This window comes from Mesorhizobium sp. B2-3-10, from assembly GCF_006442275.1.
GTDB classification, from domain to species: Bacteria; Pseudomonadota; Alphaproteobacteria; order Rhizobiales; family Rhizobiaceae; genus Mesorhizobium; species Mesorhizobium australicum.
Window position 1 is genome coordinate 300,377 of sequence record NZ_VFVT01000004.1, and the last position, 14,644, is coordinate 315,020.

Genomic DNA, 14,644 nt, shown 5'->3' on the forward strand with positions numbered 1-14,644 from the left:
TTGATTGGCTAACCTCGGCATATTAAAAGCCGGCGGCCCGTATCTGCGTCAAAGAGATGGACCAGGCTTGGTTCGGCGGCGAGCCTGACGGTTTGGCCCGGCTGGAACGGGTGGCGCTCCCGAAAATTCGCGACGATCTCTTCGCCGCCAGGGGCGCGGCCGATGATCTGCAACTCCGACCCGGTCGGTTCGATGACGGAGATGGTGACGGGAAAGCCCTGGTCGCAGAGGCGCAGATGCTCTGGCCGGATGCCAAGTACCACTCGACCTCCATTCAGGCCTTTCGGCGTCTGCGGCAAGTGTACGGCGACGCCGGAGCTGCCTTCAAAGCCGCTGGCGCCAATGCGTCCTGTCAGCATGTTCATGGCTGGAGAGCCGATGAACATCGCCACGAAAAGATTGTCGGGGCGGTCATAAAGATCGAGCGGGCGCCCGATCTGCTCCACATTGCCGTCATGCATGACGACGATCTTGTCGGCCATCGTCATCGCCTCGATCTGGTCGTGAGTGACATAGACGGTCGTGGTCTTCAGGCGCTGGTGCAGTTCCTTGATCTCTGCGCGCATCTGCACGCGCAGCTTGGCATCCAGATTGGAGAGGGGCTCGTCGAACAAGAACACCTGCGGGTCGCGAACGATCGCCCGGCCCATCGCCACGCGCTGCCGCTGCCCGCCGGAAAGCTGCCGGGGATAGCGCGACAGAAGCGGCGTGAGGTTGAGAATTTCCGCGGCACGCGCAACCTTGGCATCGCTCTCCTGCTTCGAGACACGCTTCAACATCAGGGAGAACGCCATATTCTCTCGCACCGTCATATGTGGATAGAGCGCGTAGTTCTGGAACACCATGGCAATGTCGCGCTCCTTGGGGGCGACCGCGTTGACAACGCGCCCACCAATGGCGATCTCGCCGCGCGTGATGCCCTCCAGGCCCGCGATCATGCGCAACAGCGTCGACTTCCCACAGCCCGAGGGGCCGACGAGCGTGACGAACTCGCCGTCTTCTATGTCGATGCCGACGCCATGGAGAATCTCGGCGACGCCGAAGGACTTATAGACATCGCGGATCGCAACGGACGCCATCGATTTCCTCCCGAGCGATTAGACGCCTGCAAGAAGACGTCCACTTCACATACGCAGCTTCCGGTCTTGCCGCGTCCTCCATCTGAAGTGGTAGCGCTACCAGCAGTGCGTGTAAAGCACGGCCTGATCTCCCTGGGCCACAGTGATCTAGATCGAATTTTCAATGTTTCGAGAGGCGCTCGGCCGCTCGGGACAAACGCAGCATTCCTCGGCCATCGCCGTCCCATCCTTGTGCACCTCCGATTCTCCAAATATTGCGGAACAAGGCGGCGGCCAGTGGCGGCGACCTCAACGGCAATCGAATGGACTGACGGCCGGCGAGCTGGTTGGCCGACGAGGCTCGGCTCCTGGTAGGCCGACCGCTGGAGACCGCTCGTCCGCATTCATGCCGCCCATCGCGCCTCTCGTGATCTCCTTCGTGGCATTGGTCCGCATCGCTGCCGCTGTCCGGAGATGCTCCTGCCGGAGCGCTGAGGGATGCAATCTGGGCTGCCCAGCTTGATGCGAGCCTTTCTCCAGCCGTGACAATGTGATTGTCTTCGAGCCCCCGGGCCCAGGATTGTTCCCTGCCCACGCGCGCGCCGTCCACGCCGGTGCGGGTGATCCATGCGAGACCTGGCTTCGCAGTGCCGCAGCAATACCGCGTGCACGTCTAGAGCCGCGCCAACCGGCCGCCATCCACGTTGAGCGCCGCGCCGTTCACAAAGGCGGCGTCGTCTGAAGCCAGGAAAGCGGCGGCCGCGGCAATCTGCTCGGGCTTGCCGACATCTTCCGGGCTAATGGTTTCGACGCCGGACTTGATGTTCGGATTTTCCCAAAGCATCGGTGTGTCGATGGCCCCTGGCAGGATAGCATTGGCGCGTATGCCACGCGCCCGGCCTTCGATCGCGGTCGACCGGGTGAGCGACAGCAGCGCGGCTTTCGCCGCTGCGTAAGGGGCAACATGCGGCGTCGTTTCAAGCGCGTGCACGCTTGAGATGTTCACGATCGACCCGCCATTGGTCATGTGCGCGAATGCCTCACGCGTGAAATGGACTGCCCCCAGCAGGTCCACACTCAGCACCTTCAGCCAGTCCGCGCTGGTGAACGCCTCGAGAGGCTTGAACATTATCAGGCCGGCGTTGTTGACGATAATGTCCAACCTGCCGAATCGCGCCAGCGCCAGTCGACAGCACTGTGCGACTGCAACCTCGTCTGAAACGTCGCCAGCCGACACGGCGGTGTCCGGTGCGCCGGCTTTTCGGACTGCCTGTGCGGCCGCCTGCGCATTGGCTCCAACTAGGTCGGCTATGACAACGCGGGCGCCTTCGGTGCCCAAGCGGGTCGCGATGGCCAGCCCGATGCCGCTTGCAGCGCCGGTCACAATTGCACTCTTGTCAGCCAGGCGCATCGGGTTTCACCTTGTCCTTGGAGGGTTCGAGCGGTTCGGCCCCCGCTTCAGCGATCCGGTCCACATGCAAAAGGCCCCGCGCATAGTCCTGCTGTGCGCGAACGCTTGGGTCGTCCTGCTCGGACGGCAAAAAGACGGGCAAAGCCAGGCACACACTTTGGGTGGCGAGCAGCTTGTTCCAGTTGGCGATGAGCGCTTTATATGCGGTTCCCACCGCCCTGGGATTACGGTCCAAGTCATAGAGGCCGACCGCATTGACCGTTCCGTTGTTCTCGCGCAGGGCGCTGTCCCAGTCCACCTGATCCGTCAGCGAGTACCAGGTGAATCCGACGATCGGTATGCCGTCGTTGCGGATCCTAAGCACGTTGGCCCACTCCTTCCACAACCAGTAAACGGCCTCGTCCCCGTTCGGGCCTTCGCGAATGTTTGTCTCTGTATGCATGACAGGCAGGCGGTAACGGTTGAAATACTGGCGCGTAATTTCGTCATAGCCAAACACCTCGCCGGAAGCCGACGTGGTTCCGTCCGCCCAAACCCGGTGCTCGTTGGTCTGGTAATAGTCAGTGCCCATCACGCAATGCCTGCGCAAATGGTTTTCCAGAAAGAAGCTGTACTCCTGCGCGGTCATCCCGTTTTCGAGCAGGTAGCGATACGTACGGGCGTCGACGTCATGCCCGTAATTGAGGTCGAGCGATAGGAAACGCTGGCTATTGAAGCGCTCCGCCTTGCCGATGGCCTCGGGGGAGTCGGCGTGGAAGTATTCCGAGGATTCACTTTGAATGAAAATAGCGTCGGGCCTCACTTGCAGGATCGCCCGCATCGCCACCACGTTGCCCTTCACGATATGCTTGAGAGCGGTGACGAACGCGGCATCGGTGCTCAGTTGCTCGTTCCACCAACCCCAGCGCGCTGAAAAGGTGGCGCAGATGAACATCTCATTGACGGGTGTGTAGAGCTGGATCCAAGGAAAGCGGGTTGCGAAGTCGCGCGCGTAACATTCAAATAGCCGCGGAAAATCCGGATTCTGGAAATTGCCCACCCAGTCCGGAACGCCGAAATGGCAGAGGTCGACGATCGGAAGAATATCCTTAGCCTTCAGGTCAGAGAAGGTCTCATCGGCGAAGGTCCAGTCGTAGTGTCCGTCGCCCAGCCAAGTCTTGTGAATTGGAGGCCCGTAGCGGAGGAAGCGAAGACCCAGATCCTGGAGCAGTTCGAAGTCGGTGCGCCATTGCTGGTAGAAGCGACATTTCTCCATTTCGTCGACACGCTCCCGACCTCCACTAATCGTGGGAGCGCTGTTTTCAATGCCGGTGGCAAAGACGAAATTGAACATGAAAGGGTCCTGAGCCAGCCAAGCTGCAGCCATTTCCCAACGTCCAGGTTGCAGCGCAGTTCCGGTCAGGCGGCAGGTCATCGCGCTTCTTGGCGATACGCGACCAATACCGGGATGGCGTGGCGGGTCTCGCCGGGTATGCCGCGTTCTGCGTGTTCAGTTTCTTGACGTGGCCGAGTGAGGGGATTTTCGCCGAAGGTGATTTCGTCCTGGAACCCCCAAGCGAAGAGATGGCCACACGATGCGGATAACTGTTGCCGCCTGCGTGCTCTGATGGCCACTGGCGGAACGCGTTCGTCACGACGACGGTGTCCTGGTGGCGGCTATGGCGGTGGCGCGAAACACCCTTGCCGTAGCCCGCCGGTTCGGCACAAGGGCAGCCTCCCTCCTTTTTGCACGACAGTGGAGCAGCCAAAGGAATGGGCTGGAGCCAAGGCGGGAAGCCAAGCAAGGCACGCACTTAAAGAACGAATCTCCCGTTCGTTCGAATGATGGCAGCTAAGGAACCAGCAGTTAGGTTCGAACTGATGCTTTGGCGCGCGCTGATGTTTCGCTGGCTTCGCGCTTTTGCTCGGCTGCGCGGATGTTCAACAGGTGGAAATACAATGCGGTGAGGGCCGCGGTCTTGAGGTTCAGCGATGCGTCATGGGCAGAGCACGAGAGCGATTTCCCCCCTCGGTGCGTTCAGCTTGATTGGGCGATGGACTTCGCTTTTGCCGCACGCAACGCGCGGAAGTCCAGGCCGGGCCATTTTCACCCTCTCTGCGCTATGCCTGGTTTTGCTGTTCGCATCTGCGGCACACAGTCAGCGGGCGCCTGACGCGTCAGCGGCTCCCCCAGCCAGCGACAGCTCGTCGGAGGCATTTGCAGAACACGTTGATGTCGCCAAAGAGCCCGACGAGACACCGGCGCGAGCGTTCGGATCCCACGCACCTGGAGAGCTGGTGGCCGGCCAAGCACAGGCACCCGACACAGAGGCGCAAACGCTGCCCGGCGAAAATCAGGAGATGTTACGACGCGAATTGGATGCCGCACGAGCCGAGCTAGCCAAGCAAGCACAAGCTCTAAAAGAGCAGCAGCAAAAGGACGAAGCCCTTTCGCTCGATCTGCAGACGGCGCAGCGCGCCATCGAAAGCTTCAGGGCCGAAGCCACTCTCTGGGGCGGTGAGAAGCCCGCCGCCGCCGCTGCAACCCAACGCTCCAACCACCTCCCCGAGACTGCTGTGACGCAAGCTCTTGACGACCAACGGCACAAGGTTGAGCTCTTGGGACAAGAGCTCACAACGGCTCACCGAACCATCGAGGCCCTCAAGACAGCCGCAAATGCCGCCGCCGTCGAGCTGGCCAACGCCAATAAGAACCGTGAGGCGGCCGAAGCAGGCCTACGGCAAGCTGGAGAAGCGCTCGAACTGGAACGCAAACGAGCCGATTCAGCTGCCCGTGATCTCGACGTCGTTCGCAAGGAACGTGACGCTTCAAACCGGACCTCGGTAGGGTTAAGCGCGGCGCTGGACGAAGAACGTGAACGGGCGACCGGTCTGGCCCTGAGCCTGAGTGCCGCGCGCGAGGCAATCGACGACCTCGCAACCAGGAACCGGCCTGCGGCTGCAGCGCGCTCGCGAATGATCCATAAGCCGGCAGGTGTGGTTGCACGTGCACCACCCAGATCAGGTGTCGAATGGAGGCGCAAACCGGGCTCGCGAGAAAAACAGAAACAGGCTGCTGTCTTGGGCCCGCTCTCTCTTCCCCTCGCATTGCTGCCGACCCGACCACCGAAAGGGCTCGACCCGCGCCAGTGAACCGTGGAGCCGAATGTATGCCGAGGTCAACATAGCAATGAAACAGTACGTCGCCGCCGCCCTGATGATCGGGATTGGAATCGGACCTGCCTGCGCTCTCGACAAAGGGGTAGGCGCCAGCGTCGGCGGAATCGGAGTCGGCGCCGGAGTAAACGCCGGTTCGCAAGGCGCATCGGTCGGGGTGGGAGCGAGCGTCGGCGATGCAGGGGGATCACATGTCGGAGCTTCGGTTGGCGCGGGCAAGGGATCAGTTGGCGTTGGCGTTGGTGCCAGCGGCAATGTCGGCGACCCAGGCGCAGGCGTTTCGACCAGTATTGGTACGGGCGATGATCCGGCGGCCTACGACGGGTCGCCTACCGGCAGTGGCAGTCCAGCCACCACACCCAAAGGAACGGCTGGGCCCACCGCCGCTGCGTCCGCCGGGAGTGGTAAGCAATCGATTGCCTTGCCACCAATTCTTAAGCCTTCCGTATCTACTGACGGCGGCTTCACCGACGGCTATCCAATCAGGCCTCAGAGACCCCTCAGAGCGAAGCCCGGTATACCGGCTGCTGTTGTGCAGGCCTGCCGCTCCGCAATCACATCCGCGGCCACGCTGCTTGGCGCTGTCCGCGTGCGGGCGTTAAGCGCAGGGTTGTTGCGTCGAGGTGGAGGTGCATTCACGGCACCAATCAAGGTGCAAATAGAGTATGCAAGGCAAGGGGGCGTCGAAGTTCGGCAGGCCGAGGTCGACTGTCGACTGGACAGGGCCGGCAGGGTCACAGCGATAAAATGAGAACTCGTTTGACCCCGTTCGAACGTCGCACCGTTTGGCTGGCCGGGCAATATGCCGTCATCTCGTGATGCTTGTTGCACAGCCAGTGGACATCGTGATTTCTATGCGACGCATCGGGGGGCGGCCCATGGCGCATGTCAGGTACTTCATTTCAAGGACCGGTGATCAATGGCTGGTCCGGTTTTGACGGCAAGGACTATCGCTATTCAGCGCATTCGGAGGCCGTCCGTGCGGCTGTCAAGGCAGCCAGCAGTGCCTCGGCCACTGGCTACGATGCAGAGGTATTGGTTCAAGGCGTCGATGGAAAGTGGCGTACGGAATGGCCCATTGATTAAAGTCGGGACGCCCTGATGAGCGTCCTGCTCTGACGGCTGTAATGCGCTTTGGCGCTCATCTGTTCGCAGTTTGCGGCTCCGCCTTTGTGGCGACCTTTTCATCGGTTCGCCATCGATCGAGGCTATCGGTCAAGCTGTCGAACAACATAGGTATCCTCCTGATACACGCCGGCGATGTTTGGTCTGCCCGGTAGGTTGCACATTTCAGCTGCGGCACCCCGGTTGCTCGCCTCAAGTAATTCGAAGAACGGATTACGCGGCTTTACTCCTTCTACCAGTCCGGTTCGAAACATCACATTGGAAACCTTGTAGGAAGTCGGACGTTATCGCTGACCTCTATCGAGTGAGCAAAGAGTGCCTGACAACGCTAAATCACCGTCAGCCCTCCATGGCGACGCGCCGGCCGCAGCAGCCACCACTGCATGGGCGGATCGCAAGGAGTTGGCGTCGGCGGCGTTCGAACGCACGCGCATGCCCATAGTCATCACCGATGCTCGGCAGCCTGACAATCCTATCGTGCTCGCCAACAGAGCTTTCCTGGATCTGACCGGTTATACATCCGATGAAGTCTTGGGTCGAAATTGCCGCTTCCTGCAAGGGGAGGGAACATCACCCGCGGCCGTTGCTGAAATTCGAGCGGCGATAGAGCGTGAACGCGAGACCAATGTAGAGATACTGAACTTCCGCAAGGACGGATCGCCATTCTGGAACCAGCTCCATCTGAGCCCTATCAAGGACGATGAAGGCGCGCTCCTTTACTACTTCGCGTCGCAGATCGACGTTACGAAACATCGCATGATCCAGAGCCTGGAAGCGGCGGAGCACCGCCTCCTTATGGAGGTCGACCATCGCGCAAAGAACGTTCTAGCGGTTGTCGATGGTATCGTTCGGCTGAGCAAGGCGGACAATGCATCGCTCTATGCCGCGGCCGTTCAACGACGGATCCAGGCTCTGGCAGTCGCACACGCTTTATTGGCCGAGCGCGGCTGGCGCGATGTGCCGCTGGACGAAATCGTCTCCAGGCAGGTCGCCCAGTTTGCGTCTGGCAGGACGGCAATGAGCGGTCCTGAAGTACTGATCCCGGCGGTGGTCGTTCAACCACTGGCTCTCGTCGCCCATGAATTGATCGTCAACGCCGCCACCCATGGGACCCTCGCCCAGGGTACGGGGCGGTTGCAGGTCAGCTGGCATGGGACGGGCCATCATGGCGGCTTTAACCTGCGGTGGGAAGAAAGCGGGAGACGTAAAGCTGAATCTCGGCCAGGGGCGCCCGGCTTCGGAACGACCATGGTCAATGCAATTGTCCAGAAGCAGCTTCAGGGTGAGATCCTACGGGAGTGGGCAGCGGACGGTTTGAAAATCAGCATAAGCATCCCGGGAGCAGCTGCCGTTTCGACAGCCAAGGGTATCTGAGACGCTCGTTCATCTGGCACTCCCATTTTTCCATAGCGGCGTCGCAGGCCGACCCCCGCTAGACGAAGGTTCATCAAAAAATCTAGCCATGAACTATTTCATCAAGCCGGCAGCGCGAAGGGCGCTTTCGATAAGCGGACCGGGCCCAGCCGCCAGACCGCTGCGCGGTTCGAAGGGTGGATGTGCGACCACCAAAGGGGAGTGCCCAACAGATTTTGCCGGTAAACGCACATCAGGCGATGGGACCTGAGAGCCCGCTTCTTCAAATCCCCAGAACCGGGAGATAAGCGAAGTGGACGATATGCCGGTATCGATCATAAAGGATCCGCCGTGACTCAATCCGTCCGCGGAGTCCACGGCGGTCCCGTGCGCCATGCCTGCGATCAGGTACGATTCGATGACTTCCTCATTGGCAGCGTTCTTCCAGACATCGCGGCGATAGCTCTGATGCACCTGCGTCTCGGGTTGCACTCTACTTTGGCCGCGCAATGCAAGCCACTGCCCGACGAGCTGCTCGGAGTTGACCGGACTGACTGTTGTGTCGGCGCTTCCGTGCCAGACGGAGAGTTTCGGCCATGGTCCGTCATGACCGGAATCTTGCTGGACGGTCGTCGCCAACTGCTTCGCAGTGGGGCCGCCGTGCCCTCGCATGCGGTCGAAAGCCTGCGGCAGGCTAGTGGCGCTGCCGTAGGGTAGACCGGCTATGATGGCCCCGCCGGCGAAGACTTCCGGGTAAGTCGCCAACATGGCGGCGGCCATTGCCCCGCCGGCGGAAAGTCCGGTGATAAAGATCCTGGTGCGGTCGATGTCGTGAGCGGTGACCACGGCCTCTATCATTTGGCGGATCGAAAGCGCCTCGCCGGAGCCCCGTCGGGTGTCGTCGGGGACAAACCAGTTGAAACAAAGATTGGGATTGTTGCTGCGCTGCTGTTCTGGAAAGAGGACGGCAAAACCATTGCGATCCGCCGTCCTCGACCAGCCGGCGCCGCGGTCATAGGATGCAGCGGACTGCGTACAGCCATGGAGGACAACCACCAGAGAGGCCTTCGCCGCAAGATCCTTGGGGCGGTATGTCCAGCCTCGCAGGTTTCCGGGATTTGACCCGAACGCCTGAAGTTCGGAAAACCGGTCTTTTTCGGAACCGTTCAAGACGCCGTCGATCTGTTTTCGCCGAGCAGCCAAGCGTGCAACGGTATCGGCGAGACTTCTCATGTCGGTATCCTTTCGTCGATCCAGAGCGGATCGAACAACGGAACGCCGCGTCTCCAGATTGGTTGCTGCAGTGCAGCATAAATTGCCTGCAAGCAATCGATTCCGCATGGGATTGGCTTTGCATCGCCGGTGCAGAGAGCCCTCCGATCGAGCAGCATGGGTGGAAAACGGACTGGCCGCTCTCGACTTTCACACACTGACATCCTCTTTGTGTGGCTGACAGAGCACAAGCCCGCCAAGTGGCGGCTTGCTGCTCATCAGGTGCACAACTGGATCCCCACGACGCTTCGCCACGATAGAGTTCCGCGTCGTCAATATCGTCCTGCCTCAGCACGTGAGAAGCTGCCTGTGGAGGGCTTCTGCCTTGGCGAGATAAACGCCTAGCGCCTTTCGCAAGCCGTGCAGCGTCATCCCCTTTCCACAAGTCCGGCGAACTTGCCTTAGCGGGACCATCATCGCGCCTGGACACTGCGCCGAGAAAGGCTCGCCGTCCGACGGTGACCAACACGATTTCGCCGCGCCGGCGATGGTTCCGGCTTCGGTCGGAGCAAGGCCAAAACGGTTGACACGGGGCATGCCGTCCCGGCGTCAAGGACGTCCAGAAGTGCCACACGGGAGCGGAACATCAGAGCTTGCTGACGGTTCTACCTCGGTGGAGTTTTCCAATTGAGAGGACGCCGTGTCAGCGTTTGAATTCGTCTATTTTTCTGGTCTGACGGGGAATGATCTCCTCGGCGGTGTCGTCTCCTTGTTGGCGTGCTGTGTTCTCTACAACGTTATCGCGGAGGATCGCCCGCACCGGTGAGAGCGGGACCGCAACAGGTGGGCCCTTGACCGGCCGCTCTCCACTTCGGACGCGTGTGGCCGGTATCAGGTTGGTATCTCTCACTATTACTCGCCGCGGTCCTCCATGTGACCTGCCGTTGGCTCGGGCGGGCTTTCCCGACGACGTCGCATGCGGATCATTTCTGTTTCTACGGTGGACCTGCTCCGCCAGTCATCGTTGGCCCCGTCGGCCGACTGCAGAGTTGCCTGGCGGGTCCCGCCCGGCCTGGCGGGCTGGAACATTGCTTGAGACCAAGGTTCGGGTGCCGGCCTGCCTGCTCCCGGGCAGTCCTTCCCATGTGAACTGCCCGTCTGGCTTACAGCCAGCGGGCTTTTTTGCGGCTCTGGCTAACCCGCCCATCCGCCGCAGTTCTCTCCGCGTTGAGGACACCCCCCGCGGGAGCCCGTGGAGGCGCGTTCTGAGCAAATCTGCACGCCTGTCAGTCGTGTGGGCACGACCTCTCGGGCCATGATCGTGACAGGCCAGCTGGGGAACTTTCCGGCGCAGGGCGAATTGAGCCACGGCGGCCGATTCCCACTCCGAATCCGCCGCTGACCAAAGACCCAATCTTGGTCGGCCCGCGACTCCTCAGGAAGGCGCGGGCCAATATTGTGGCAGGATTCGGGTGCGCGCCTGGGGCTGATTTGAGTACCCATGTGAGATAGCGGCCCCCTGAACCAAAGCTGATCTTGCCGTCCGAAGAGACCCGCGCGCGAAGGGTAGGACGATCGACTGGGCTGACTTGGCCGCGCACCCGCTTTCAAGTAGGTCGAACAGATGAAGGCTGGGGAGGGTGAATTGGCGCGCGCCTCGCTCATGGCGTGACTTTGCGCATTTGACGCTGCCCCCTGTAATGGGTCATCAGGGAAAGCGAGGAACAAACGGCGAGCCTTTCGGCGATGGCGCTCTATTATTTCGACTTCGACGACAACGGAACGATATTCCCTGACGATGAGGGAAGAGAAGGCCAAGACCTTGCCGCAGTCAAATATGAAGCGATCAAAGCTTTGGCGGAGATGACCAAAGACGCGCTTACAGACGGTGATCACCACAAATTCTCGTAAGAGATGAGGGCGGCGATCTGGCCGTTCGAGCAAGCATCGTTTTCAAGGTTGAGGAGGAGCGGGACTCGTTTTCGTCGCGATCCTCCCCCACGCCTAATCCATGAACCTGCATTTGATCGTTCGACCGTCATCCTGTCTTGTGGCCCCGACGCCGAAAGATGGTGTCGTGCAAAATTGCCTGCAGGCGTCTCGTCTGTCTGCGGGCTTGCGACGCTGTGCGTCGGTAGAACTTCTCCGGCCAATCAGCTGGACCCGTGGTTGGTTCGGTGGTGGCCGACCTTGCGGATGCTTCGACTGCCGATCGAACATTCAAGCTAAAATGTCCCGAGGGCGATCGATCCCAATTGGCTGCGGCCTTGGCAAGCAGAGTTTTGTCGGCTCGGCGCCCTGAAGGAGAGTTGCCTGAAAGACGCCGAGCCCAGCCAGAGAGATTAGCGGGGGGCCGCGTCCTCTCGCCGGCCAAGAGGTTATGCGCTCCCTTAGGCACTCGTGAAGCATTCGAACGCACTAGGAGGCCGGAACATTTTCCCTGAAATCCGACTTGCTGGACCAATTCATCCCGCGAGCAACGTATTGTTTCGTCCAATCGTCTGGTCGCTAAGGACCTGACTTTCCTGTCCGCACTGCAACGCTAACCCGGCTCGGAAGGGGCTTCTGGGTGGAGGCCGTCACGAGGTTCACCTGAATTCGCTGTGCAGGCCAAGATCGTTCACGGGACGCGGCAGATCACCTTCATCGGCCGCGAGTGCCTGACCTCTTGAAGCGGGCCTGTTCGTTAACCTGCTCGGCCAGAAACGCCGCAAACGGCTTCACATTCATGCTGCCGCTTATTCATGAGGAACCGCGCCATACGGCCGTTGCCGTCCAGGTAAGGGTGCACATAACCTACATGCCAGTGCCCCAGTACGGCAAAGTTCCGGAACTATTTTAGCTCAAACTTAGTTAATGGCGGTTGTGTAACAGTCGCGAGGGCGCGAAGTGGCGGAGTATCGAGTTGAGATAATGGCCGGCGAGTCGGTTGTGTCTTCGCAGGTGCTCATGGCCCAGGCGCCGTTCAAAGCGGCAGAAGCACACGTCGGCCAGCCGGTCACATTGAGACACCAAGAAGAAAACTGGGTGCGTGTCTGCGAAACAAGGGGCGGGAGGCGAACCTTCGCTTACGTTCGTCGCATGAGGGCGGCGGAGACCACTCGCGGCCGTAAACTTTTTGGACAAGCGGCTGAGCAGGTCTGTCAGGTCTGGCCAGGTTAGACGGGATCTCGGTGGCAGAGGCTATTCAGAAGCTTTTCCCGATGCGAAGGCGATCGGGATCGGTAGCACCGAAATCGAGCAAGAGACCGGCAGCATTTTATGAAACCGTGCTCGATGCCATCGTGCATAATGCAGCTGGTCTTCCAGAGTAAAGCTCAATGGCGGGTAGGCGGAATTGCGGCGTGTTCGTCGTCTGCTGAACTGCCCATCCCTTTGTCGCCGGCCATGCGCTCGCTGGGATTTCTTATTTCCGCTTTGGAAATTCGATCACCTTCGCCTCAGGCTCGGGCTCCAGCGGCTCATGACCAGGCCGCTCGTGCCAGTAGATTTGGCGCAAATCGCGTTGGTCGACCCGCTGACCGCAGTACGGGCAGTTGTAGAAGTGAAGATGCTCTTCAATATGCTGCCCTCCACGCAGTTTGCGGGGAATCGGAGGGCCAAGGTCGGATAGCTTTGTCATGCGGGCTGCAACATCCGGTCAGGCTAAATGTTCCGGAGCTGTTTTAGCTAAAGCTTATTGGAACGGACAGTTCGTCAGTGAGTTGATGCGTTTGAAGTTCACCAGGCCGATCGCGCCCGAACTGGTCGGCACCCCCGCCGCAAGGCGATGAGTGGATCCATGAGATAAAATTCGATGGGTGGGTCATTGGATGACAACGCGCTTCGGTTAGTCACCAAAATGGTTACGATTGGAGGGGGCTGATACATCCAGCTTGCCGGCGAAGCAGCGGCGATCGAGGCGAAAGACTTCATCATCGACGGCGAGGCGATCACTATCCATGAAGCTGGCCTGCCTGACCTGCACTGCAATCAGCCGTTACCAGTCTCACATCGGCGCGACCTCTATCTGGTGGTGTTCGACCTCCTGCACCTCGACGGGACGACTTGCGCGACGTGCTGGTGAAAGACCGCCGCGACATTCTCCAGGCATTGATCCCGACCGGTGGCCGCATTCAGTTCAGCGAAGCAATGCCTGGAACTGGTGATGCGTTCATCACCTTATCGACCGAGCTGGCCTGGAAGCATGGCGCTGCCAGCGGGCTTTTCGCCTGATGCTTCGCCGCGGCACATTCGACTGCACTTCGGCCGCCGAGCTGGTTGCCGGAAGATGTGTCCGGCCAGAGGTTCCGGAGCCGGACCGCTTATCCTGTTGCGGTGCCTCCTTGTGATCTGCGCGCTGGCTCAGGCCGGCGCTTTTTATGCAACGTAGGGGAACCTGATATTCGTCGGCTGGTTCGACAGGCGGCAGCACCCGTGCTGCTGGTCAGGTCCCCAATACCTGGCCGGGCCCGCTTCCCTTGCCAGTGAGGCGGGCCCACTGCGATCGCGTCTGGCGCCTTCGTTTGAAACCTAAACGACCATGGCTGGGTGGGCGGCTGGTGGGCGCGGCGTCGTCTATTGAAGGGGCCGATAGTCGTCGCAAGGTCGACAGGCTAAGGCAGGAACAGACCGACCGGGAAACTCGCGTCGTCACCGATGCCGAGCGCAAAGCTCGCGAAGCGAAGATGGCCTCGTCTGAGGGCCGATCGGCTGGGATAGCATTCCGTCCTGCATGCAAATGTCGAGCCGACGAAGAAACGCTAGGTGGATGCCAAGGCACCGAACTCACTGCCTTTACCGCGCCGGCCATCGCAGCCCGCCGGTCCGCCGCGCGCCGATAGGAGACATGGCCATGGTCACACGATCAGGTACGGGCAAACCGATCGGGCGAGGCTGTGTGGGGACGATCGCGGCAGATGAGCGCAGGCGGTGTGGACATTGAACCGATGCCCAGAAGACCAAATCGGGCCGGGTGCCGCGGCTCCGTGTGACTGCCCGCTGGCTCGGGCCGGCGGGCTTTCTGCGTCTGGAGGGAACCTATCGAGGGCACGCAAAATCGGGTGAGCGCCTGCGAGTTGTCGGCCAGAGGGCGCCGGTAAGAGCAGGGCTTCTGAACATTCGCCGTCCATACCGGCTGAGTGGCCACAGGGTTTCGGACATTGTGTACCTGCCAACGTCCAGCCGCGCTGTGCGCGGTCTCTCGGCTGCGCGAATATCGCCGCGTGAGGTGCATGACCTACCGCCATCGGCGCCGAGTTCAGCCACGACCAAAAGCCGTCGGCGGGCGCCAATTCCTTGCAGAAAGCGATTCGAGGCCATCGGAACCAATGCCGACGCCAGAGATTTG

At 60.6% G+C, this 14,644-nt stretch carries 11 protein-coding genes; 6 read left to right on the plus strand and 5 right to left on the minus strand.

Annotation, left to right across the window (positions count from 1 at the left end; genetic code table 11):
- Positions 1–8: 8 nt before the first annotated feature.
- The 3 genes from ugpC to FJ943_RS14105 all read right to left on the minus strand — a co-directional run bounded on the left by ugpC (position 9) and on the right by FJ943_RS14105 (position 3,802).
- Positions 9–1,079 (minus strand): sn-glycerol-3-phosphate ABC transporter ATP-binding protein UgpC, encoded by a 1,071-nt coding sequence (gene ugpC, locus FJ943_RS14095; RefSeq protein WP_140722252.1) that lies wholly within the window; start codon positions 1,077–1,079, stop codon positions 9–11.
- Positions 1,080–1,731: 652 nt separating this feature from the next.
- The gene (locus tag FJ943_RS14100) at positions 1,732–2,469 is read right to left on the minus strand and encodes an SDR family oxidoreductase (protein ID WP_140661336.1); all 738 of its coding nucleotides are present in this window, start codon (positions 2,467–2,469) and stop codon (positions 1,732–1,734) included.
- Complete coding sequence (locus FJ943_RS14105; RefSeq protein ID WP_140661335.1) at positions 2,456–3,802, minus strand: family 1 glycosylhydrolase; 1,347 nt, start codon at positions 3,800–3,802, stop codon at positions 2,456–2,458. Before FJ943_RS14105 ends, FJ943_RS14100 begins: the two co-directional genes overlap by 14 nt.
- Before the next feature lie 944 nt (positions 3,803–4,746).
- Here FJ943_RS14105 and FJ943_RS14110 point away from each other — a divergent pair.
- The 4 genes from FJ943_RS14110 to FJ943_RS14125 all read left to right on the plus strand — a co-directional run bounded on the left by FJ943_RS14110 (position 4,747) and on the right by FJ943_RS14125 (position 8,124).
- The gene (locus FJ943_RS14110) at positions 4,747–5,601 is read left to right on the plus strand and encodes a hypothetical protein (protein ID WP_140619102.1); all 855 of its coding nucleotides are present in this window, start codon (positions 4,747–4,749) and stop codon (positions 5,599–5,601) included.
- A 37-nt stretch (positions 5,602–5,638) separates the two neighbouring features.
- Entirely contained in the window at positions 5,639–6,376 is a 738-nt protein-coding gene (locus tag FJ943_RS29965) for a hypothetical protein (protein ID WP_140619288.1), read from the plus strand.
- A gap of 134 nt (positions 6,377–6,510) precedes the next feature.
- Positions 6,511–6,711: a hypothetical protein gene (locus tag FJ943_RS14120; protein WP_140722255.1), complete on the plus strand. Its 201-nt coding sequence runs from the start codon at positions 6,511–6,513 to the stop codon at positions 6,709–6,711.
- Between the two features lie 354 nt (positions 6,712–7,065).
- Positions 7,066–8,124 (plus strand): PAS domain-containing protein, encoded by a 1,059-nt coding sequence (locus tag FJ943_RS14125; RefSeq protein ID WP_140661333.1) that lies wholly within the window; start codon positions 7,066–7,068, stop codon positions 8,122–8,124.
- A gap of 93 nt (positions 8,125–8,217) precedes the next feature.
- Here FJ943_RS14125 and FJ943_RS14130 read toward each other — a convergent pair whose 3' ends face one another.
- Entirely contained in the window at positions 8,218–9,336 is a 1,119-nt protein-coding gene (locus tag FJ943_RS14130; RefSeq protein WP_140722258.1) for a PHB depolymerase family esterase, read from the minus strand.
- A gap of 1,725 nt (positions 9,337–11,061) precedes the next feature.
- Between FJ943_RS14130 and FJ943_RS29625 the strand changes: the two genes are divergently transcribed.
- Entirely contained in the window at positions 11,062–11,226 is a 165-nt protein-coding gene (locus FJ943_RS29625) for a hypothetical protein (RefSeq protein WP_181174555.1), read from the plus strand.
- A 775-nt stretch (positions 11,227–12,001) separates the two neighbouring features.
- Here the strand turns inward: FJ943_RS29625 and FJ943_RS30250 are convergent.
- Complete coding sequence (locus FJ943_RS30250; RefSeq protein ID WP_318011837.1) at positions 12,002–12,106, minus strand: Fic family protein; 105 nt, start codon at positions 12,104–12,106, stop codon at positions 12,002–12,004.
- Positions 12,107–13,362: 1,256 nt separating this feature from the next.
- On the opposite strand from FJ943_RS30250, the gene FJ943_RS29630 reads away from it, so the two are divergent.
- Positions 13,363–13,530, plus strand: a complete 168-nt coding sequence (locus tag FJ943_RS29630; protein WP_181166426.1) for a hypothetical protein — start codon at positions 13,363–13,365, stop codon at positions 13,528–13,530.
- Positions 13,531–14,644 lie beyond the last annotated feature (1,114 nt).